We start from the raw sequence: 23207 nt of genomic DNA on the forward strand, positions 1-23207 counted from the left end.
AAATGAGATTAAAACGAGCTTTAACCCGTATTAAAAACAGATTAAAATAAGATTAGTTGCGCGGCATTCAGTCTACAACATATGTGGTAAAATGACCGTAAATGTAGTGCCTTCGTTGGGGGTGGAGGTAACAGTAATATGTCCTTTATGTATCTGTATAATCTTTTTGCAAATGGATAATCCCAGTCCGTGACCTCGTGTCTTCCCAACATTCTGGCCTCTATAGAAGGGTTCAAATATCTTATTCAGTTCATCTGGAGGTATCCCGATACCGTTATCCCTTACCTGCACCATGATGTACTGCGTATAGAAATCAATACTAATATGTGCGGTATTGTCTCGGGAGAATTTGCAGGCATTATCCACGAGATTAATGAAGAGAATTTTTAAAAGGGAGTCGTTCCCGAAACAGGTTACCAACAGGTCATTGTCGGGGAGTTTATTGAATTGGATATCGATTTTACTCTCTTTTTGCTTCAAGCGGATCAAGTTGGCCATATCCATCAACAACTCGTCTATACGTACATTGGAGAAAACGAATTGTTGGTCTTTCATCTCTGACTGGGCCAATTGCAGCAGGCCATTAGTAAGATCCGTCAAGCTTTCTGCATCTTCCAATACGGAATTAAGGACATCCTGGTATTCGCTGGCATTGCGTTCTTTCGACAGCGTTACCTGTAACTGGCTGATAATAGAGGCGAGGGGAGTACGTAGTTCGTGGGAGGCATTGCTCACAAAGCTTTTCTGGAGATCGAATGAATCACTCAGACGTTGGAGCATCGTGTTAAAGTTGGCCGCCAGCTTGGCAATTTCATCTTTCCCTTGTACCGCTACCTGGCGGTCCTGGAGGTTATTGGCGTTGATACTATCTACTTCCTTCACTAGTTTGTCGATCGGTTCCACCATTTTGCGGGCAAAGAAATAACCCACACCTACCAATACAATGATGGCGGTGGCGAGCTCCAGTAGCAGGATTTGACTGAGATTGGTTAGGTTTTGATAACCATATTTATCAAAGGAAGACACGATCACAATTACCGACACATTGCCCTCTGTGTAGTAGATGCCGACTACCTCACCGTTACCTTTCTCATAACTGTAGGATTTATTCAGCGTAATATAATCGAGTAAACTCCGGTGGGTCCGGATGGTAGTATCTTTCAGATTACTATACAGCAGGTCGTAGTTGGGATTATATACCAGGATCGCTTCCTTGTAGAGATCCTGGAACGTAGTACGGTCCAGCTTTCGGAGTAGGTCTACTTTTACATGACCATCTTCAATAATTACATTGGCGATAGACCGGGCGCGGTATTCCAGTCTTTCGAGGTATTCCGCCTTGCGCGACTTGGAGGAGAAATAATAGGCCAGCACTGCAAAAATCATCAGCATCAGCGTGGCCGATGTGGTGTAGTAGAGTGCTATTTTATATTTAATCTTCAAGACTTACTGTTCTTCGGAGAGATAATAGCCCATCCCTGTTTTGGTATGTAGCAGTTTATTGTCGAAGTCTTTATCAATCTTCTTGCGGAGGAAATTCATGTATACCTCAATCACGTTCGTACCTGTATCGAAGTCGATATCCCATACTTTTTCCGCGATGGTGAGTTTGGAGATCACTTTCCCTTTATGCAACGCCAGGAATTCCAGGAGTTGGTATTCTTTCGCGGTGAGCGCGATTTTACGGCCTCCGCGGGATACTTCTTTTTTCTCCCGGTCAATTTCCAGGTCGGAGATAGTAATTTTATAATTAGTGCCTTGGGCTGTTTCAGCACCGGCGCGTTTGAGAAATACGCGGATGCGGGCTAGCAGTTCACGGAAATCAAAGGGTTTTACCAGGTAATCGTCTGCGCCCAATTCAAAAGCCTGCATTTTATCTTCCATACCACCCAAGGCGGTGAGCATGATGATAGGAATTCGGATATTCTTGGCACGAATGACCTCACATAGTTCATAACCGTTACTGTGAGGGAGGTTCAGGTCCAAGATTACCAGATCATAATTATTGCTAACCACCAGGCTTTTGCCCATACGGCCGTCGTAAGCCAGGTCAACATCAAAACCATTTTCTTCTAGTCCTTTCTTAACCGCATTGGCCACTTTCACTTCATCTTCAACAACAAGGATTTTTTGCATGAAAATGTAATTTTTTTTGAAGGGTGCAGAAAAAGCCGGCAGGGGTAGCTGCCGGCTTTCAGTAATATTAACTCATCAACGATGCTTCCAGTTGCATGATTTTCTCAAACAACTCTTCATATTGCTGATTAGCTTTCTCCAGGAATTTCAATACATCATTGTATTCGCTTTCCACGGAGGCAAATTTATTTTTATCCCCGTAGATCTCAGGTTTACCGAGACTAGCCTCTAGATCCGCTTTGCGGGCTTTGAGGTTGGCCAACTGGCCTTCTACGTTGGAAAACTGTTTCTGTTGTTTTTGCAGTTCCCTTTGCACTTCCTTATTGATAGCGCCTTTAGGAGCGACAGTTTCCTGTTTTACTTCCTTTTTAGGTTGTTCAGCGATGGTGGGAGTAGGCCCTGGACTTGGCTTAGCAGCAGGCTGCGGTGCGTTGTTGGCAGCCATGCGTTTTTTCCAAGCTTCCCATTCTGCGTAAGTACCTTTGAATTCCTTGATTTCTCCATCCACGATTTCCCAGATTTTGTTGGCCGTTTGGCTAACAAAGTAACGGTCGTGCGATACGAGTACGAGGCTACCTTCATATTTGTTCAGCGCGTCGATGAGCATCTGTACAGAGTTCATGTCCAGGTGGTTCGTAGGCTCATCCAGCATGAGGAAGTTGGCTTGGCCGATGATGGTTTTAGCCAGTGCCACACGGGCTTTTTCACCTCCGGAGAGAATACGGATTTTCTTGAACACATCATCTCCCGTGAAGAGGAAGCAACCCAGCAATTGACGCAGTTCCAGTTCGGTTTTGCCGCTACCGCAGTTTTTCAGTTCATCTAGGATTTCGCTGTTCAGGTCCAGGGATTCCAGTTGGTGCTGTGCATAGAAGCTGGTGATCACGTTATGACCTGGTGTATTTTCTCCCTCATGTGGTTCTGCACCAGCAATGATACGGAGCAGCGTGGATTTACCTTTACCGTTGGCACCGATCAGCGCGATCTTATCACCGCGGTTGATTTCAGCGCTGGTATTTTTCAGGATCACATTATTCCCGAAACTTTTGCTGATATTGGTTAAGGTAGACAGAATTTTACCGGGCATTCTCTCCACGGTAAAGTTGATCCTGATTTTAGAAGGACCATTATCTACCTGTTCAATTCTGTCCAGTTTATCGAGTCTTTTTGCAATACTCTGTGCCTGAGCGGCTTTGGAGGCTTTCGCCTTAAAGCGTTCGATGAAGCGTTCCTGCTGACGGATGTAATCCTGTTGGTTTTCGTAGGCGCGTTGCTGCATTTCGCGACGCAGTTCCTTTTCCACCTGATAGTCGGCATAGTTACCGGCGTAGTGGTGCAACTGTTGCTGATAAACCTCTACGATACCGTTTACCATTCGATCGAGGAAGAAGCGGTCGTGCGAAACAATAATTACAGCCCCGTTATAACCGGTCAGGTAGCGTTCCAGCCATTCGATGGAAGGAAGGTCCAAGTGGTTCGTAGGCTCATCGAGCATGAGTACATCCGGCTGTTGGAGGATGAGACGGGCCAGGAGTACGCGCATACGCCAGCCTCCGGAGAATTGGCTGTATGGGCGATCCAGGTCGGCGGTGCTGAAACCTAAACCTTCCAATACTTGGGCAGTTTTATGTTTCATGTTGTAACCGTCGAGCGACTCGAATTCATGTAATTTATCACTAAATTCATGGAGGAGTTCATCCGTCTGGCTATGTTCCAGTTCCTGGGTAATTCTTTCAATATCCTTTTCCAGTTCCAGGGCTTTGCCGAAAGCCATCATGCCCACGGTGAGGATGGATTCATCCGTTTCAAAGCTGAGGAGGTCCTGGTTGAAGAAACCAATAGTAAGGTTTTTACTTTTGTTTACGCTTCCTTTGGAGACAGAATATTCACCATTAATGATACGAAGTAGGGTAGATTTACCAGTACCATTCAGCCCGATCAGACCAATACGGTCTCCGGGTTCAATATGCCAGGAGGAATCTTCCAATATCACCCTGGAGCCAAACTCAAATGTAATATCCTGTAAAGCGATTAACATAATCTAAGCAAATAGTTAAAATAAACGTGCAAAGTTACTGATAATAAGCATAAATCACAGATTATAATCTCTATGAATACAATTCTTTAGTTTTGTTTAACAATTTAGTAATTATGAAATTAAAAATATATGCATCTATAAGTGCATTGATATTAGGTATAACCCTTTATTCTTGCCAACAACAAGGTCCTAAAACAGAAGAGGCGACACAAACAGCAGGATCTGCATTACAGGCCCCTTATAGCCAGGTATGGTATGACTCCCTGAACCAAGTAATGAATACTTACTATCATCTCTCTGCTGCATTGGTGAAGGCCGATACCGCCACTGCCACTGTAGTTGGATTGGCCCTGAAGCAGCATATAGATCGTTTACCTTATGCACAGTTACAGATGGACAGTGCGCATTTGGGCAATATTTCCGGCATAGGGGGGAGTATCAGTGCCGAGTTAGTAGGATTACAAGGAGAAACGGGTATAGAAGGAAAGCGGGAATCCTTTCAAATGGTTTCCGACATGCTGTTTGACTTAGTGAAAGCCACCGGATTCAAGGGCCATGCTGTCTACCGACAATTCTGCCCAATGGCATTTGATGACAAAGGCGCTTACTGGTTAAGCGAAACAAGAAAGATCACCAATCCTTATTTTGGTGAGAAAATGCTGGACTGTGGGTCTACAAACGATTCCCTGATATATAAGTAAGATTTTGAATACTGCAATCCCGTTGCCGTTTTTCATATTATTTTACGAAAATTGACATATATAATTTGCATTTTCTGAAAGCGGTTGCTTAAAAGATGACAGCTATTTCTTAACTTCGCAAACATTTTATTAAGGAACAACGGTATCCTTTCAAAAAAATGGATACTATAGAACAACGTATGATAAATATCACACTACCAGATGGCGCGGTGCGGCAGTATGATGCTGGCGTTACTGCATTGGACATCGCCAAATCCATCAGTGAAGGATTGGCGCGTAAGGTTTTGGCTGCAAAGGTAAACGGGGAGGTAATGGATGCCACCCGACCTATTACGACGGATGCAACGTTGCAGTTACTTACGTGGACGGACACGGATGGCAAGTCTACCATGTGGCATTCTTCCGCTCACCTCATGGCGGAAGCGCTGGAAGCGCTGTATCCTGGTGTGAAACTGGGTATCGGTCCGGCAATTGAAAACGGTTTCTATTATGATATTGACCTGGGAGGTCGTACCATCACCGAAGAAGACCTGAGAAAGGTAGAAGCGAAGATGGTGGAGCTTTCCAAGCATAACAGCATATATTCCCGTAAGGAAGTGAGTAAAGCAGATGCGCTGCAATACTTCACTGAAAAAGGAGATGAGTACAAACTGGAACTGATCAATGATCTGCAGGATGGTACCATCACTTTCTACACACAGGGTGGATTCACGGATTTGTGCCGTGGGCCTCATATTCCGAATACCAGCTTTATCAAAGCGATCAAGTTGACCAACATCGCTGGTGCTTACTGGCGCGGTAATGAGAAAAACAAAATGCTGACCCGTATCTACGGTATCACTTTCCCTAATCAGAAAGAGCTGGACGAGTACCTGACACTGATTGAGGAAGCGAAAAAACGTGATCACCGTAAGCTGGGTAAAGAACTGGAACTGTTTACTTTCTCTGAGAAAGTAGGCTTGGGGCTTCCTATGTGGCTGCCAAAAGGTGCGCTGCTGCGTGAACGCCTGCAACGTTTCCTCCAGGAGGCACAGATGGCTACCGGTTACCTGCCAGTAGTTACACCGCATATCGGTAACAAAAATCTGTATGTGACTTCTGGTCACTATGAAAAATACGGCCAGGATAGTTTCCGCCCGATCACCACACCAGAAGAAGGTGAGGAGTTCATGCTGAAACCGATGAACTGTCCGCATCACTGCGAGCTGTATAAAGCATCTCCTAAATCATATAAAGATTTGCCAGTACGCTTTGCCGAATTCGGTACTGTTTACCGCTACGAGCAACATGGTGAACTGCACGGTTTGACTCGCGTAAGAGGCTTTACTCAAGATGATGCGCACCTTTTCTGTCGTCCTGACCAAGTGAAGGAAGAATTCATGAAAGTGATCGACCTGGTGTTGTATGTATTCAACAGTCTTGGTTTCTCCAACTATACCGCACAGGTATCATTGCGTTCTAAAGAAGACCGCAGTAAATACATCGGTACAGATGAAAACTGGGAACTCGCGGAAAAAGCTATTATCGAATCTGCTGCTGAAAAAGGTCTGCCTACAGTAGTGGAATACGGTGAAGCTGCGTTCTATGGTCCTAAGCTGGACTTCATGGTGAAAGATGCACTGGGCCGTAAATGGCAGTTGGGTACCATCCAGGTAGATTACAATCTGCCAGAGCGTTTTGAGCTGGAATACATTGGCGCTGACAATGCGAAGCATCGTCCGGTAATGATTCACCGTGCACCATTCGGTTCCCTGGAGCGTTTCATCGCCGTATTGATCGAACACTGTGGCGGTAAATTCCCGCTGTGGTTGGCGCCTACACAGGTGAAAATTCTGCCTATCTCTGACAAGAGTCAGGAATATGCTGAAAAAGTGGCAGCACAACTGAAAGCAGCCGACATTCGTGCAGAGATCGATGACAGAAGTGAAAAAATTGGTAAGAAGATTCGTGAAGCCGAGCTCGCAAAAATCCCTTACATGTTGGTACTGGGTGAAAAAGAAGCTGCCGATAATCTGGTAGCCGTTCGCCGTCAGTCCAAAGGAGACCTGGGTACCATGACCATGGATCAGTTCAAAGCACTGGTAAATGAGGAAGTGGTGAACAGGAAACCATTTGAATAGTTCTTACAAATGTGGAAAAAAAGAATATAAGCTAATGAACATTACTATTTTTAGGTATGTTTATTGCTAAAGATTTTCGCATTACTTTTGCAGAAATTGTTTTTGGTCCATGGAGGTATGTGGACCATGGACACTGGACAATTTATTAATTAACTTTTATTTTCTTAATGCAAAACAGACCCAAACCAAGTTTTAACAACAGGGGAAGAAACCCAAATTTTCGTAGAGAGCAACAACAGGAACATCGTACAAACAAGATGATCCGTGTTCCTGAAGTAAGACTCGTAGGCGAGAATATCGAAGTGGGCGTTTATAAAACTGAAGATGCGCTTCGAATGGCGGAAGAACAGGGACTGGACCTGGTAGAAATTTCTCCAAACGCAGCACCTCCCGTATGCCGTATCATCGACTACAACAAATTCCTCTACGAGAAGAAGAAGAAGGAAAAGGAGATGAAGGCAAATGCGCACAAAAGCGAAGTGAAAGAAATTCGCTTTACGCCTAATACCGATGATCACGACTTCGACTTCAAAGCCAAACATGCCGAGAAATTCCTGAAAGACGGAAACAAGGTGAAAACCTATGTGCAGTTCAAAGGCCGTGCTATCATGTTTAAAGAGCGTGGTGAGCTGATCCTTCTGAAATTCGCAGAAAGACTCGCAGAAGTAGGTGGACTGGAAGGAATGCCTACCATGGAAGGTAAGCGTATGATTGCGATCTTCGCGCCAAAAACCGCTAAGAAAAAAGACAAACAACCTAAGGAAGCGAAAGAGCCAAAAGAACCTCGCGTTGCTGAAAGCAAGCAGGAAGATAGCGCTCAATAAGACTTTGGGTTAAAATATGTAAGCAGCCACGCCAGGAGCGTGGCTGCTTTAGTTATTTATGCCTGTTCCAAGTAATGGAGGATGCGTTGTTTCATACGCTGTAGATCTGTTTCCTTGACAGGTATACCCGTTTCTTTGCCCATATCATCCCAGATACGCAATTGGATATACTGTTCAAACAGTGGGTCAGCACGGAATACAGCCGCTTCTTTTTCCGTCATGGGGCCGCCTTGGAAGGCCAGTGTCTTTTTGCTGGTTTCAGAGAGGGTATCGTAATAAGCACTGTCGGAATACGTCAAGTAACGTTTGGCCTGTACATGGCTGGCTACTAAGAGGATGAGTCGCTCAGGAAAACCTCTTTCCTGTAGAAACCTGCGCCCAAGCGTATCATGCGCCATTGTACCATAACCCTCCATCTGTTCTTCCTCTTCAAAAAAATGGCCAATGTCGTGCAGGAATGCTGCCAGGATCATCTCATCATCAAATCCTTGTTCTTCTGCTATCAATGCCGATTGCATCATATGCATCAGCATGGTGACATCCTCTCCATAGGCTCTGTGGCCGTGGGTTTCATAAAGTGAAAATATTTCCGCTGCGATAGCTGCGTGTCTGTCTTCCATAAATCAGCATCTTTATATTGACTAACGTATATGCATATATCAAGATCGTTAATTACAGCGTATCGAAGTATTAAGAAGGAGTGAAATAACAATTTGTTTACCTTCGCTGTTTACATTTGCAAAAATCTGAACCTTTGCTGAAAAGAGAACTTCGCGTCATCCTGATTTCTTTGGTGGTGAGCTTTATCCTTACTGCCGTGAAATTCGTGGCCTATGGAATGACCCATTCCGTTGCAATTTTATCTGATGCCCTGGAATCCATTATCAATGTGGTAGCTGGCGCTTTTGCCAGTTACAGTATTTACTTAGCGGGGAAGCCGAAAGATGAAAACCATCCTTATGGCCATGGTAAAGTGGAATTCTTTTCGATAGGATTTGAGGGCGCCATGATCTTCTTTGCAGGCATACTTATTCTTGTCAAGGCAGCACAATATTTTATCTATCCGAAAGAGCTGCATAAAATGGAGAGCGGTATATGGTTGCTGGGAGCTACCACCGTGGCCAATCTCTTACTGGGACTATATTTGAAGCACTCTGGAAAAATGCTGAATTCCATTACCATTACCGGCAATGGTCAGCATATCATGACAGATGTGTATAGTAGTGCTGGTCTGATCGTAGCATTATTAATCATTCATTTTACCGAGTGGAATTGGCTGGATCCGGCTGTTTCTGTAGTGATGGGACTGTTGATTCTGGTGAATGGATATAAACTGATGCGTCGTTCGATTTCTGGATTGATGGATGAAACCGACATGCAGGTGGTGGATCGTGTGATAGCTATATTATCTGCGCATAGGAGAGAGAACTGGATTGATGTGCATAACATGCGTATACAGCAATATGGCAATAATTATCATATCGATTGCCATCTCACCTTACCTTATTATTTGGAGCTGAGTGAAGCCCATGACGAAGTGAAAAGGGTGGAAATGCTTGTCAATACTGAGTTTGAGAATAGTGAAGTGGAGTTCTTTATTCATATGGACCCTTGCATTCCATCTTGTTGTCATTACTGTTTGAAATCGGAATGCCCGGTTCGGAGTCATGCCTTTACTGGTGAAATCACCTGGAGCAGAGACAATGTACTGCCGAACCGAAAGCACGGGTAATCTTTATTCTTCCCCTGATTCCTCGCCATCGCCGTGGCCCAGGATATCCCGAATAGGTTTAACAGCGTGGTAAATACCCCGGTTATATTTATTGCCTAATATGATTAGGGTAGTGCTGTCTTGCACAAAACGATAGAAGACAGTATTGTTACCATGCCACCAACCGTTGTGGTAAACGATATTACGGGTACTATCTGGGTACACCATCAGGCGCCATCCGAGGCCATAATTTCTAACACCTGGTTTTTCATGGCTGTAAGGGGTATAAGCGGCCTTCAATGTTTCCGGTTTCAAGAAGTGGCCGGAATACAGGGCTTGATCCCATTTCAGCATATCTTCTGCAGTACTGTAAATGCCTTTATCGCCCATTACGCCATCAAAATAAGTATCTGGTTCTGCTTGACCGTTGAACTTATGGCTTTGGGTCTGGTGCGCTCTTACAGGGGAAGCAGGGTCATATACGAAGGTATTCATCATAAACAATGGTTTAAAGACTGTTTGCTGCATGAAATCCGCATATTTCTGACCACTGACTTTCTCGATAATAGAAGCCAGCAGGAGGTAGTTTGTATTACAATATTGGAAGTGCGTATTAGGCTGGTGTTGGATAGGAGGCTTGTGTACTTCCATCAGTTTGATCACTTCATCATTGGTGATAAAACGATCCTGGTCTTTCCAAAGACTATCACAGAAGTACAGATAATTTGGCAAGCCACTGCGATGGCTTAGCAGCATCTTGATAGTAATTCCTTTATAAGGGAACTCTGGGAAGTAGTGCTGTAGATTATCTTCCAGGGAGAGTTTGCCATGATCCGCCAACCATAGCACTGCTGCGCCGGTAAATGTTTTTGAAACAGATGCCAGTTGAAATGCGGAGCTATCGATGATGGGGGTTCTGGTACGAAAATTCTCCAGGCCATGGTATTTCTCGAATATCACCACGCCTTTTCTGGCAACAATCATAGCGCCGTTAAATCCTGTGCGGACAAACTTGCTATAAAAATCATTTAATCCTTGTTGTATTTGAATCGTACGTGGTGAAGTAAGGATTGCTTCCTTTTCTGACGGTGTAAGTCCTATAGTGTATAATGCACTGTCTGCCGTGGTTTTTTTCGCATGTGCTGCTTTTCGTGCTGCTGTACTCTGACAGCTTGTGATGATGACAACTCCTGTAATAGTGAGTAGTATGCCTGCTGCTTTCAATCGCTTCATTTAGAAATGTGTGACGCTTTATTGCCTATTGATCTCCCGAACATGTTGTAATTACAAAACACTAAATTAGTTATGAATGTTACCCCTTACCAAATAAAAATACCGCCGCGGGTCAGTTTTAATGTTTTTTTAAGAGGATGAACGTATTGTTGATTAAAAAACTTGCAACCGTTTCATTGATTTTTTGATAAAATCAAATTTGCTGGGTCAAGTATTTGAATATTCGTCAACATCTAGTAGGTTTGTGCCTTGTTAATTCCCGCGAAGGCAGCAATTATTAAGCCAATTGCACAAAAAGAATATACATATAATTTTATATAATACTATGGATCAGCACAAATTGACAAGTTATCCGAAGGAGAAGATTAGCATTTTATTGTTGGAGAACATCAGCGAGGCGGCTGTTGCGGAATTCACCAACGCAGGCTATTCGGTACGTAAGTTGTCGGGCGCGCTGAGCGAAGAAGACCTGATAGCGGAAATCAAAGACGTACATCTGTTGGGGATTCGTTCCAAGACACAGGTAACCCGTAAAGTACTGCAAGCTGCCAAGAAGCTGCAGGCGATTGGATGCTTTTGTATCGGGACCAACCAAGTAGATCTGAAAGCGGCCACAGAAGTGGGCGTAGCCGTGTTCAACGCACCTTATTCCAATACCCGTTCGGTAGCGGAATTGGTAATCGGCCTGTCGATCATGTTGATTCGTCGTATTATTGATAAGAATAATGCCGCCCATCAGGGTATCTGGATGAAAGAAGCCACCGGTAGCTATGAGCTGCGTGGTAAAACACTGGGTATTGTGGGTTATGGGAATATTGGTTCTCAAGTGAGCGTATTGGCAGAAGCCCTGGGGATGAACGTGATGTATTACGATGCGGAAACCAAATTGCCGCTTGGTAATGCTACTCAGATCAGGACTTTAAAAGGATTGTTTGAGCAGGCAGACATCATCTCCTTGCACGTCCCATCTTCCAAGACTACAGAGAATATGATCAATGCAGAAACACTGTCTTATATCAAGCCTGGCGCAATTTTCATCAACTATGCCCGTGGTGAGGTGGTAGACCTGGATGCACTGAAAGATGCGCTCGTTAGCGGCAGGCTCTCTGGTGCGGCCATTGATGTATTCCCAGTAGAACCTGAAAAAAACGGCGCTGCATTCTCTACGCCATTGCAAAAGTTGCCTAATGTGATCCTGACCCCGCATATTGGTGGTAGCACAGAGGAAGCGCAACATAATATAGGCTTAGACGTTAGTAGCAAACTGTTGAACTACCTGGAAAAAGGAGCTAGCTTCGGTTCTCATACCGTTCCTGCGATCAGTGTACCGGCAGTGGAACATACGCATCGTATCCTCCATATCCACCAGAACGTGCCAGGCGTATTGTCTGCCATCAACACCGCACTTTCTGAGAATAAGATCAATATCTTGGGACAATATTTGAAAACCAATGAGTTGATTGGTTATGTGGTATTGGATGTAGACAAACAACTTTCTGCAGAGGCGGTGGCCTTGTTGAAAGAAGTAAAACATACTATCAAAACCAGGTTATTATATTAATAGCTATGGATCAAATAGTTGGAAGGCTGCCCAATGGGCGGCCTTTCTTTTTGGCAGTAGTCCATTGCTTGGTAAGCGGGATTCACCCCTTCAATCGGCCTGTTCATCGAGTGATAGCAGCGGGAAAAAATGTTTTTGCGTACCTTGTCTATAAATAACTATCTTGGCGAAATTAATGTCTCATCTGCATGAAAATTGGTAAGTTAATTTTGCCCGGCACCGCACTGTTAGCCGGTTTGTTTATGGTCTCTTCGGTAAAAGGACAGGATGCTGATCCTAATAAATGGGCGCCCGTTAATATCCAAATAGACGGGAAAGCCAACGAGTGGCCGAAGCCTTTGAATTTCTATAATAACGACACGAAATTATTTTATACTATCGCGAACGATTCCAACAATCTTTATGTTGTAATAAATGTTCCAGATCCGGTTAGCCAGATGAAAATTATGCGGGCTGGCGTTACCTTCTCTGTTAATCCCACAGGAAAGAAAAAGGTAGTGTCGTCCGTTACATTCCCGCTGCTGGGTGAGGATGCCCCTGAAGTGGTTGAGTCCCAGAATCAACGTACATCAGTGGAGTGGAGGAGAAGCGTTTTACAAAATGCAAAACAAATTAATGTGGAAGGCCTCATTGGCGTACCAGATGGAAACCTGCCGGTGAAGAATGACAAAAACATTCGCTGCGCCGCTTCCCTCGACGATCAGGGAAATATGGTATGTGAACTGGCCATCCCCCTACAATATCTTGGTTTAACAATCAGCAACGATAAGCCCGTAGCTTACAGGTTTAAAGTCAATCCTCTTAGTCGCGACGACCGTAAAGCAAAAGAAAAAGAACAAAAAGACAAACAGGCTGCCATTGTTGCTGCACAGAAAGAAGGTAAAACACCTCCCGCCGAACATCATAAAGAGGGCGAACATGGCATGTATCATGGTTTGAATGGTCCGGGTATGGAAAATCTTTTCTATGCCAAAGACTTCTGGACTAGACAAACGATGGCTACTCACCGTTAATCCCTTGAAATAACATATTTCATATAGCCATAATCGTTATTATGCAACAGCAATTACTTAGCCTCTCAAAAAAGTTGTTAGTGGCAGCATGCTGCGTCACCTTGGTGTTTTCCTGTAAAAAGGATAAGCTAACAGCCGATAACAACGGCAGCAACGGTGGCTCCACTAGTGGCGGTACCACCGCACTGTCCAATGAAGATTCCCTGAAATACCTCATGTACAACATTATGCAGGTATCTTATGCGGATGGTGGCCGAACGCCTTCTAAAGGCCTGCCCACTTACTATTGGTATAACTCTGTGCCTACGATCAATCCACTGGATTCCAAGTATGGTAGTGCGGATATATTGCTGAACACAATGGCGGCTTATGCTATCAACCCAACTACTCAAAAGCCTTACGATCATTACAGCTTCCTGGATCGCACAGGTGTGCTCACCAACAAGCTGATGAACGGTGTTGCTGCAACGCTGAATGTAATGGCTACAACAGGAGATATTGGGATGGAATATGCGCCGGTATGGGATGCCACCAATAAACGCGTACGCTTCTTTGTATTGTATGCGGATAAGAACAGTCCTGCTGGCCAGAAAGGCGTTACTAGAGGCTGGGAGATCGTGTCTTTCAATGGTATCACCAAATTTGATACGACTTACACCTTCCTCTCCAGTGCTGCTAATGCAATCCTGAAATCCAGCTCCGTACAATTGGGCTTTATCCGCAATGATGGAAGCAGCTATAATACTACGCTGACAGCCGCAAGTTATAATGTCAATCCTGTTGCATTCGACACGGTGCTCACGATGAACAATCAGCCAGTAGGGTACTTTGTAATGTACACCTATTCTAGTGTTGTCAATTCATCCGGACAGGATACCTATACGAAAACAGCCATTGATGCATCTTTCAATAAATTCAAAACCGCAGGGATTAAGAATCTGATTGTAGACCTTCGTTATAATGGTGGTGGAGCGGTATCAACAGCGGAGTATTTGGATAACCTGATTGCTCCTGCCAGTGCTGCCGGAAAGGTGATGTATTATTACACGTACAATGATAAATTACAGGCGGTGGCAGCTTCAATAGGACTGGAATCGCAGGTGAATTATGGTACTAGCACCGGTAGTTTGAGCCTGACTAATGTATTCTTCATTACCAGTAGAAATACCGCTTCTGCCAGTGAGCTAACGTTGAACAACCTGCGTCCTTACTTTACCAATGGCGTACACCTGGTAGGGGATACTACCTATGGTAAACCAGTAGGTTTCATTGATTTCAATATTTCCATGTTTGATAGTACACATACCCAGAAATATCTGGCTGATTTGTATGCGATCAACTTTGCTACTACCAATGCAAACCACTCAGGGGGCTACTTTACAGGGATCGCACCAGATCCTGGCGCCAATGCCGCAGACAGAGTGAACGTGCCATGGGGAAACACCACTTACGATGATAACCTAATCATGATCAATAATTATCTGAATGGAAAGGGGTATAGTTTGGCGAGAGTAGAATCGCTGTCTAATAACTTCTTCACACCTATTAAGGGTAATACGCTGCACACAGCATTTAATGGCATGGTGGACTATCGCCTGAGCCGGAAAATCCAAGCAGGTCTGAAGTAGATCGTGTCTCCCTAAAATATTAAAAGGAGCAAAATCATAAAGGAATGTCCTTTACGATTTTGCTCCTTCTTCATTTATAGAAACTTAGTGTACGATGATCTCATCCGAGAAGAGGAAACCATGTTGGGCATTCTTCGCTTTTACACGAATATAGCGTGATTGTTTGCCGCCCAAATCAAATTGGAATGTCTTAAACGTAAGCTGGTGTTGACTTTCATGTATATCATTTTTTACTACCATTTCTTGGCCAAATGTAACACCATCATTAGAAAGCGACACCGTTACATCCGCTGGAATATAAATGCCTACTGCTGTCAGTTGCATAAAATTCAGTGCTACCGTATGTAATGTCTGCACCGATTCCATATCCACCACCACATCCATATCATGAGAGTCAAACCCTTGCCACTGGCCATCTCCATAGGAAACTGTTCCCAGGTATCCATCTGTTAATGTTGCTTCTTTTTTGGCAGGATAACTCTTGCTATAAGGCTCTTTGTATATCACCGGTTTGCCGATGGCCAGGTGATAATCGGCCATCAGTACGGCCGGTGTACCTTGCAGGAGTGTATCACGGAACACTGCTGCCGTGATTTTGGAAGAACCGGTAAATGAAAACGGACCCGTATACAAGGTGGAATGCTGACTAGGCACTGTACCATCCATCGTATAGCGGATTACAGGCTGGTATTGCTCTGACAGAAGACTAATCGTAGTTTCCTTTTTATCGTAGTTGATAGTCGGAACAATTGTAACCGTATAGGAAGGGCGACAATAATTTACGTATAGTCGTTGCAGTAAGAGATAATGCGATTGTAATCTGCGTTGGAAATCCGCAAAATCTTTCTGGTCTTTATTGGTCCAGGCTACCTCTGCTAATGCTGGGAGTCGCGGATAGGTCATATACTCCAGGTGGCTAGTATTAGGAATTAACTCCGTCCAGATATTAGCCTGCACACCGAGGATATGTTTAGATTCAAGGGCCCCGGGTTGAAAAGGATCAGGGTTATAACTGTAGACCTTTTCTACTGGCAGGTAGCCGCCTTGGGCCTCCGGTTGCGTAGCTGGATCCGCTTGGTAATGATCGAAATAGCAGTAAGCGCCGGGAGTCATGACCACATCATGGCCCGCTTTGGCAGCGGTAATACCACCACTTTCACCGCGCCACGACATCACCGTTGCTTCTGGAGCAAGGCCACCTTCCAGGATTTCATCCCAGCCAAGTAATTTACGATGATGTGCTTTCAGGAATTGTTCCATTCTGCGCACTGCATAGCTCTGTAACTCATGTTCATCTTTCAGATGTGCCGTACGGATGCGTTCTTGGCATTTGGGGCAAGCCTTCCATGCTTTCTTGTTGGCCTCATCGCCACCAATATGGATGTATTGAGAAGGGAAGATGTCCATTACTTCCGTCAATACTTTTTCCAGGAAGCTATAAGTGGAATCGTTGCCCAGGCAGAATTCCGAATTTTGGTAAGGCGTTCCTGAGCAGGAGAGTTGCGGATAAACAGCAAGTACTTCTTCCGAATGGCCGGGCATTTCAATTTCGGGGATGACCGTTATCCCACGTTGAGCGGCATAAGCGACTATATCGCGGGCATCGTCTTGCGTATAAAATCCACCATAGGCATTAGCATCACCTGCATGCGCATAACGTTTACCATTCGCAGCCCATTCTTTCCAACCTTCACCGTATCTCCAGGCCGCATGGCTGGTCAGTTCGGGGAACTGTTTGATCTGTAATCGCCATCCGGCGCCGTCTACCAGGTGCCAGTGGAAGGTATTGATTTTATAAAGCGCCATCAGGTCCAGGTAACGTTTGATATAGGAAACTGGAAAGAAGTGGCGAGACACGTCCAACATCACGCCTCTATACTTAAACCGTGGATGGTCTTGGATTTCCACGCAGGGAATCTGGCTCATATCCGGTTGTAGGAGTCGTAATTGGAGGAGCGTTTGCACCCCATTGATGGCTGCGGCAGTAGTGCGGGCGGCTATGGTAATGCCATTCTCCTGTATTTGCAGTTTATAACTGTTACTATCTGGCAGTGCGTTTGCGGAAACGCTCATGATCCGGATGGTAACAGGTGCTGTAGGTTTTTTATAGGGAGACACGATCCCGATTGTTTGCCCGGAATCTGCTAGGAGTCGCGCGACGGGCGCGAACATTGCGGATGCAACGATGGCAGTGGATTTCGTCCAGTGGAAAGTGCCTACACCTGGAGAGATTTGTGTTGGCTTAGGAATCAGGTCCAGGTTGGGTTTGAGCTGCGCGTGGATTTGCAGGGAGGAACCTGCGAGCAGCGTCAGGAAACAGGCTAAACGTTTTATCATGCTCACTTATTCTTTGATACACGGACGAAAATAATATAAAAAAAGTCCTCCGGCAATGCGGTAGGACTTTAATATGTTAAGCGGTAAAATAGTTATCTGGAGCCTAGTTTACGGATTAGATCTTCAGAAATATCTTCTGAGTAGGTGCCATAACCATGCATCAGCACACCTTTGCGACCATCTTTGGTGGCAATGGCGTATACGATATCTTCATCTTCGGGATTTGAGTCTCCTTCAAATCGATGGGTTTCGAGGATATCAAAATCTTCCGGTTTAACGGAGGATTCATTTTCAGTATCCTGGATGGTATCAAATTGCAGGTTGAAATCTTTTGTAAAGCCGCGTTGACGGAGATCCTGCAGGGCATCGGTAACGGTATCGTAAATTTTCATAGTCCAAACTTTCTGGTTACAATTTACAGAAAATATCCAGAAGCAAAAAAGCTGGTCTTGGGAAAGACCAGCTTTTTGCAAATGTTAGGTTAAAAGGATTATCTCACTACTGTGACTTCACCTTTGAGAACATTCGGTGTTCCGTTAGCGGATTTCTTGTAAGTCAGCCACCAAACGTAGGTTCCGATTTCTACAGGTACGCCTTTGTATTTACCGTCCCATCCTCTGTGTTGATCGGAGGAGATGAAGATCAGTTCACCCCAGCGGTTGAAGATGCGCAGTTCGTATTCGTACATTGGTCCGCGAACCACAGGTTTGAATACATCGTTGCGACCGTCGCCATTTGGAGAGAAGGCGTTTGGTACTTGCGGTTTAGGTTCACATTGTGTGAAGTCTACGCGGATTTTATCGGTAGCGCTTCCGCAGTCGTTGAAGACAGTCACGGTGTAAGTACCGCTTTCTGTTACGTTCATTGTAGGAGCGGAAGAACCATTATCCCAGCGTACCGCACTGATACCAGTACCCAGTGCTCGGAGGGTGAGGGTTTCACCTTTACACATTACGGTGTCGTTTCCGAGTTTCACTTTAGGTAGACCTGTTACGTTTACTTTCACGCTGTCCATGAATACGCGTTGACAGAATTTATCCATTACTGCCAGTTTGTATCTACCGGCCTGGTTGATTTGTTTCACCGGATTCGGATCACCATCATTCCAGAGGTAAGAGATAGCGTTATCAGTAGTACCGTCCAGGGTGATAGAAGAACCAGGGCAAATATTTCTGTCTGGTCCCAGATTTACCTTGATGGTAGGTTTCAGTCTCACGTTAACCGTGTCTCTCACCACGCAATTGTCTCTGCTTACAGCTACCCAGTATCCACCAGGTTTGCTTACAACGATAGAGTTGCTGGTTTCGCCGGTCTGCCATTGAATGCGTCCGCCGTTAGAGTTTACGGTGAGCATGATAGACTGATCAGGGCAGATAGTCGTATCGCGGCTCAGGCTGATATCTGGTGGTGGGTTCACGCGAACTTTCACCGTATCGATAGTGATACAACCTGATTTGGATACTTTCACCCAGAAGTCTTCCTGCGTACCTACCAGGATAGAGGAGGTGGTAGCACCTGTGCTCCAGAGGTAAGTGGCGCCGTTTACGTAGGCATCCAGTTTCACTGATTGACCGCGACAGATGGTAGTATCAGGGATAGTTACCAGCGGAGTCGGGATCAGACCTACTTTAATGGTATCGGTAGTAGCACATTGGCCATTGGATACATTCACCCAGTAAGTACCAGCTTTAGTGATGTTGATACGTTGGGAGGTTTCACCAGTAGACCAGTGGATGCTGTAAGCGAAGTTCGCAGCACCTGCATCCAGTACGAGGCTGTTGCCACCGCAGATGGTTGTGTCTTTACCCAGCTTCACCACAGGAGTTTGCAGGTATTTCAGGTCGTATTTAACGGTGTCTGAAGAGCAACCTGTTGTACCGTCGGTGATGATGAAGGATGCGCTTGTCGCACCGTTCAGGTTGAAGGTATTGCTAGTTTGCGTGATAGGCAGGCCAGTTACTGCGTTAGCAGGATTAATGGCCACCAGGGTATAGGTAGGTTTAGATACGTTACCTACAGCTTTCAGCACAAATTTCGGATTGGTGGAGCAGTTCACTGGCAGTGACGTTTCCAGTTGTGGTTTCGCACAAGGTTTGATAACAATGCGCTGGATCACATCATTGGCTTTGTTGCCACAAGCGTCGATCACTTTCCATCTTCTTACGATCGTATATCCGTTACAGATATCTTTCACATAAGGATCTTCGGTATAGTTTACTTTTTTCGGGAACGAAGGATCACAGTTGTCGGATGCAATCAGTTGCGGTGAAGCAGGGATTGGATCTTGACAATAGATCTGTACGTCAGCCGGAGCTGGTGAAATTACCGGACGAGTGGTGTCTACCACGGTGATCACCTGACGAACAGTAGTTTGGTTGGTGCAGGCATCAATAGCTGTCCATGTTCTGATGATACGGTAAGAGTTACCACAAGCACCAGGGATATTTTCAGTAGTGATGGTTCTGATCACTTTCAGAGAAGAACCGCTGCTGCAGTTATCGCTTGCTGTTACGTTCAGGGCTGGAGCAGGGATTGCATCACAGTTCACGGTCGTATCAGCAGGAGGCAGGATAGTGAATACAGGTCTGGTAGTATCCTGTACGGTCACGACTTGCTGCATAGTAGCGGTATTACCACAATTGTCGGTTGCTGACCAGGTACGGATTTCCATGAATGAACCTGCGCAAGCACCAGGCAGTTTCACGATTCTGGAAGCTGTGTTTACCTGTACGCTACCGGTGCAATTGTCGGAAGCGCTGATTACAGGCCATCCTGGCAGTTTATCACAATCCACTACGGTATCTTTTGGTGCAGGCATGGAGAATACTGGTTTGGAGGTATCCTGTACATTGATAATTTGTACAACGGTTCTGCCATTTCCACATTCATCGAATGCTGTCCATTTACGGAAGATCGTGTATTTGCTTTCGCAATCACCTGGTTTGCGTACCAGCGAATCTTTCGGTGTTACAGTGATTACACCGGCAGTGCAGTTATCAGCAGCAGTGAGCTTCAAACCTGCAGGGATCTTATCACAATCAACAGTGATATTAGCCGGAGTTGGCATAGTAAATACCGGAGCTGTGGTATCCTGTACCGTAATGATCTGGGTGAGGGTAGCACCTGTGTTGCAGGCATCCTTCGCAGTCCAGGTACGGATCAGTTGATAATTGTTAGCGCAATTGCCAGGGATGTTTTTCCTAGTTTCAACAGGTACGATAGTGATGTCGCCACCGCAATCGTCTTTAGCCACCAGGTTCACCAGAGCGGGCACCTTATCACAATCAACAGTGATATCCGCAGGAGCTGGTGTTTTGAACACTGGCGCTTTGGTATCCACGATTGTGATGGTCTGAGATGTTTTCACGCTAGTACCGCATCTGTCAACTGCCACCCATGTACGGGTAATAGTTTTGGTGCAGGCATTGATCACGGTAGTCACATCGGAGGAAGTTACAGACAGTTGCTCATTAGTATAAGGAGCGTGGCTGAACTGCGGTGTTCCGAACATCTGGGTGTAATCTTTATTGAGTACGCACTCAGTGGTGAAAGAAGGAGGAGTAGTGACAACGAACGGAGGTTGTGTCATTACCACAATGCTTACCACATTGCTGATATCGTCGATACAAGCACCGGAAGATACCAGTCTTCTATACCAGGTATTCTGAGCGAGTACACCAGGTTGGTAGCTATCGTTAGTAGCACCATTGATATTTGTGAACGGTCCGGTAGCACCTGTTGTGCTGGACTGCCACTGATAAGAGTAGTTACCATTTCCACCGGAGAGGGAAGCGCCGGTCAGACCAGCAGCGGCTTGTGATTTACAGAGCGTTTGATCTGCGGAGATAGTATTACCCAGGATTGGTTTACGGTTGATGAGTGTCAGGCTGGAGCTGGTAGCATCGCAGACACCGTTGCTCACCACCCATGTCAATTGTACAGTTTCACCTGCCTGTACAGTGATGGTTGCATTTTTATCATTTTCATTGCTGATAGCAACTTTGGTTTTGTCGCCACCAGTTACAATCCAGGTTCCGATGGCACCTACTACACCAGGATCGCTTGCGGTCATCTGGAAGGTAGCGTCGTTACAATGTTCCTGGTTAGGACCGGCTTTCGCGTCAACTGGTTTTTTGTAGTTGATGATAGTCATTTCATCATCAGTTGAAGGACAGTAACCATTGCTGATAGTCCAGCGCAGGATAACGGTGTCGCCAGGAGCTACATAAACACTGGAGTTGTATTTGGATTTGTCTCTGATAGTAGCATTACCTTTTATGATCGTCCAGATACCGGAAGCCGTGCTTACGCTTGGCTGAGCGGCAGCGAGGATGAAGTCATTAGTTTGGTTACATGCAGCTTGATCTTGACCAGCATTAGCTTTATCCGCCATTGCATAGTTGATCAATGTTACCTGACTGCTGGTAGGAGTACAGTTACCATTTGTGATAGTCCATTGCAGTACTGCGTTGTTACCTGGTAATACAGTTACCGTAGTATTGTACTGATGGGCATTGTGGATGGTAGCATTACCAGAAACCACAGTCCATGTACCCATTGCTGGATTAGGTCCTGGATCATTTGCAGCCATGATGAAGTCATCATTACTGTTACATTTTTCCTGGAGACCGCCTGCAGAAGCTACAGGAGCAGTTTTGTAGTTTACGAGGATTACATCATCGTAAGTATCCGCACATACGCCATTTACGATCGTCCATCTCATTACCACGCTGTCACCTATTGCTACAGTTACCTGTGCTTTAGGATCATTGATATTAGAGATAGAAGCGGTACCGAATACCACTGACCATCTGCCGATCGCAGTAGCAGGGGAAGCGATATCTGCAGCCATATTGAACGGAGCTGTTTGAGCGCAAGCTTTCTGGTCGGCGCCAGCGTTAGCTTTCACCGCTTCAGCGAAGTTTACGATGCTCACGTCGTCATAAGAATCCGCACATACGCCGTTAGTCATTGTCCAACGAAGTACTACGCTATCACCTACAGCTACAGTTACCTGCACTTTAGGATCATTGATAGAAGTGTTGAAGGTAGCGTTACCATATACTACCGTCCATCTGCCGATAGCAGTAGCAGGAGAGGCGGTATTGGCAGCCATTGTGAACGGAACTACCTGTGCACAAGCTTTCTGGTCAGCACCAGCTTTAGCAGTAACTGCAGTAGCAAAGTTCACAATACTCATTTCATCGTAAGTATCGGCACAAACGCCATTTACGATAGTCCAACGTAGTACTACACTGTCTCCAACCGGTACAGTTACCTGCGCCTTAGGATCGTTGATAGAGGTGAGGAAGGTAGGGTTACCAGTTACCACTGTCCATCTACCGATAGCGGTGGAAGGAGTAACGAGGTTGCCATCGAGTGTGAACGGAGTAGTCTGTGCACAAGCTTTCTGGTCAGCACCTGCGTTTGCGGTTACTGCAGTAGCGAAGTTCACAATACTCATTTCACTGTAAGTATCGGCACAAACGCCATTTACGATAGTCCAGCGGAGCACCACACTGTCACCAACCGCTACTGTTACTTTCGCTTTAGGATCGTTGATAGAAGAAGTGCCAAAGTTTGCGGTACCATATGTTACCGTCCATCTACCGATAGCGGTGGAAGGAGTAACGAGGTTACCATCGAGTGTGAACGGAGTGGTCTGCGCACAAGCTTTCTGGTTAGCGCCAGCGTTAGCTATAACCGCAGTAGCAAAGTTCACAATACTCATTTCATCGTAAGTATCGGCACAAACGCCATTTACGATAGTCCAACGAAGTACAACACTGTCTCCAACAGGTACAGTTACCTGCGCCTTAGGATCGTTGATAGAGGTGAGGAAGGTAGGGTTACCAGTTACCACCGTCCATCTACCGATAGCAGTAGCAGGAGTAACGAGGTTACC

Annotated in this window: 15 protein-coding genes; 7 read left to right on the forward strand and 8 right to left on the reverse strand. The window is 45.4% G+C overall.

What is annotated here, in order from left to right; genetic code table 11:
• Positions 1-72: 72 nt before the first annotated feature.
• The 3 genes from JO154_RS14440 to JO154_RS14450 all read right to left on the reverse strand — a co-directional run bounded on the left by JO154_RS14440 (position 73) and on the right by JO154_RS14450 (position 4174).
• Positions 73-1443, reverse strand: a complete 1371-nt coding sequence (locus JO154_RS14440; protein ID WP_291946689.1) for a HAMP domain-containing sensor histidine kinase — start codon at positions 1441-1443, stop codon at positions 73-75.
• Between the two features lie 3 nt (positions 1444-1446).
• The gene (locus tag JO154_RS14445) at positions 1447-2136 is read right to left on the reverse strand and encodes a response regulator transcription factor (RefSeq protein WP_291946691.1); all 690 of its coding nucleotides are present in this window, start codon (positions 2134-2136) and stop codon (positions 1447-1449) included.
• A 67-nt stretch (positions 2137-2203) separates the two neighbouring features.
• Positions 2204-4174: an ABC-F family ATP-binding cassette domain-containing protein gene (locus JO154_RS14450; protein ID WP_291946693.1), complete on the reverse strand. Its 1971-nt coding sequence runs from the start codon at positions 4172-4174 to the stop codon at positions 2204-2206.
• A 113-nt stretch (positions 4175-4287) separates the two neighbouring features.
• Here JO154_RS14450 and JO154_RS14455 point away from each other — a divergent pair, with 113 nt between their 5' ends.
• The 3 genes from JO154_RS14455 to infC all read left to right on the forward strand — a co-directional run bounded on the left by JO154_RS14455 (position 4288) and on the right by infC (position 7819).
• Complete coding sequence (locus JO154_RS14455) at positions 4288-4875, forward strand: DUF3347 domain-containing protein (RefSeq protein WP_291946695.1); 588 nt, start codon at positions 4288-4290, stop codon at positions 4873-4875.
• A 158-nt stretch (positions 4876-5033) separates the two neighbouring features.
• On the forward strand, positions 5034-6995 hold the full coding sequence (thrS, locus tag JO154_RS14460; RefSeq protein WP_291946698.1) for a threonine--tRNA ligase: 1962 nt from the start codon (positions 5034-5036) through the stop codon (positions 6993-6995).
• A 167-nt stretch (positions 6996-7162) separates the two neighbouring features.
• The gene (gene infC / locus JO154_RS14465; RefSeq protein ID WP_291946699.1) at positions 7163-7819 is read left to right on the forward strand and encodes a translation initiation factor IF-3; all 657 of its coding nucleotides are present in this window, start codon (positions 7163-7165) and stop codon (positions 7817-7819) included.
• A gap of 56 nt (positions 7820-7875) precedes the next feature.
• On the opposite strand, the gene JO154_RS14470 is transcribed toward infC, so the two are convergent.
• Entirely contained in the window at positions 7876-8439 is a 564-nt protein-coding gene (locus JO154_RS14470; RefSeq protein WP_291946700.1) for an HD domain-containing protein, read from the reverse strand.
• 134 nt (positions 8440-8573) lie between these two features.
• Between JO154_RS14470 and JO154_RS14475 the strand changes: the two genes are divergently transcribed.
• A complete protein-coding gene (locus tag JO154_RS14475; RefSeq protein ID WP_291946701.1) occupies positions 8574-9551 on the forward strand; it encodes a cation diffusion facilitator family transporter in 978 nt (325 codons plus the stop codon).
• 3 nt (positions 9552-9554) lie between these two features.
• On the opposite strand, the gene JO154_RS14480 is transcribed toward JO154_RS14475, so the two are convergent.
• A complete protein-coding gene (locus JO154_RS14480) occupies positions 9555-10763 on the reverse strand; it encodes a serine hydrolase (protein WP_291946703.1) in 1209 nt (402 codons plus the stop codon).
• Between the two features lie 325 nt (positions 10764-11088).
• Here JO154_RS14480 and serA point away from each other — a divergent pair, with 325 nt between their 5' ends.
• From serA to JO154_RS14495, 3 genes are all read left to right on the forward strand, one after another.
• Complete coding sequence (gene serA, locus JO154_RS14485; protein ID WP_291946705.1) at positions 11089-12324, forward strand: phosphoglycerate dehydrogenase; 1236 nt, start codon at positions 11089-11091, stop codon at positions 12322-12324.
• Between the two features lie 188 nt (positions 12325-12512).
• Complete coding sequence (locus tag JO154_RS14490; RefSeq protein WP_291946707.1) at positions 12513-13337, forward strand: hypothetical protein; 825 nt, start codon at positions 12513-12515, stop codon at positions 13335-13337.
• A 41-nt stretch (positions 13338-13378) separates the two neighbouring features.
• Positions 13379-14965 carry a S41 family peptidase gene (locus JO154_RS14495; RefSeq protein ID WP_291946709.1) on the forward strand — a complete coding sequence of 529 codons (1587 nt, stop codon included), beginning with the start codon at positions 13379-13381 and terminating at the stop codon, positions 14963-14965.
• A gap of 84 nt (positions 14966-15049) precedes the next feature.
• Here JO154_RS14495 and JO154_RS14500 read toward each other — a convergent pair whose 3' ends face one another.
• The 3 genes from JO154_RS14500 to JO154_RS14510 form a co-directional block, all read right to left on the reverse strand.
• Positions 15050-17302, reverse strand: a complete 2253-nt coding sequence (locus tag JO154_RS14500; RefSeq protein ID WP_291946710.1) for a family 20 glycosylhydrolase — start codon at positions 17300-17302, stop codon at positions 15050-15052.
• A gap of 92 nt (positions 17303-17394) precedes the next feature.
• Positions 17395-17694: a phosphoribosylpyrophosphate synthetase gene (locus tag JO154_RS14505; RefSeq protein ID WP_291946713.1), complete on the reverse strand. Its 300-nt coding sequence runs from the start codon at positions 17692-17694 to the stop codon at positions 17395-17397.
• A 98-nt stretch (positions 17695-17792) separates the two neighbouring features.
• Positions 17793-23207, reverse strand: a 5415-nt coding sequence (locus JO154_RS14510; protein ID WP_291946715.1) for a gliding motility-associated C-terminal domain-containing protein, incomplete at its 5' end; no start/stop codon positions are given.

The sequence above is a fragment of the Chitinophaga sp. genome, from assembly GCF_019236475.1.
Taxonomy (GTDB): domain Bacteria; phylum Bacteroidota; class Bacteroidia; order Chitinophagales; family Chitinophagaceae; genus Chitinophaga.

Coding starts and splice junctions, on each gene's coding strand:
- JO154_RS14445 (WP_291946691.1), bottom strand. CDS start 2,136: ATGCAAAAAATCCTTGTTGTTGAAGATGAAGTGAAAGTGGCCAATGCG.
- JO154_RS14450 (WP_291946693.1), bottom strand. CDS start 4,174: ATGTTAATCGCTTTACAGGATATTACATTTGAGTTTGGCTCCAGGGTG.
- JO154_RS14455 (WP_291946695.1), top strand. CDS start 4,288: ATGAAATTAAAAATATATGCATCTATAAGTGCATTGATATTAGGTATA.
- thrS (WP_291946698.1), top strand. CDS start 5,034: ATGGATACTATAGAACAACGTATGATAAATATCACACTACCAGATGGC.
- infC (WP_291946699.1), top strand. CDS start 7,163: ATGCAAAACAGACCCAAACCAAGTTTTAACAACAGGGGAAGAAACCCA.
- JO154_RS14470 (WP_291946700.1), bottom strand. CDS start 8,439: ATGGAAGACAGACACGCAGCTATCGCAGCGGAAATATTTTCACTTTAT.
- JO154_RS14480 (WP_291946703.1), bottom strand. CDS start 10,763: ATGAAGCGATTGAAAGCAGCAGGCATACTACTCACTATTACAGGAGTT.
- serA (WP_291946705.1), top strand. CDS start 11,089: ATGGATCAGCACAAATTGACAAGTTATCCGAAGGAGAAGATTAGCATT.
- JO154_RS14490 (WP_291946707.1), top strand. CDS start 12,513: ATGAAAATTGGTAAGTTAATTTTGCCCGGCACCGCACTGTTAGCCGGT.
- JO154_RS14495 (WP_291946709.1), top strand. CDS start 13,379: ATGCAACAGCAATTACTTAGCCTCTCAAAAAAGTTGTTAGTGGCAGCA.
- JO154_RS14500 (WP_291946710.1), bottom strand. CDS start 17,302: ATGATAAAACGTTTAGCCTGTTTCCTGACGCTGCTCGCAGGTTCCTCC.
- JO154_RS14505 (WP_291946713.1), bottom strand. CDS start 17,694: ATGAAAATTTACGATACCGTTACCGATGCCCTGCAGGATCTCCGTCAA.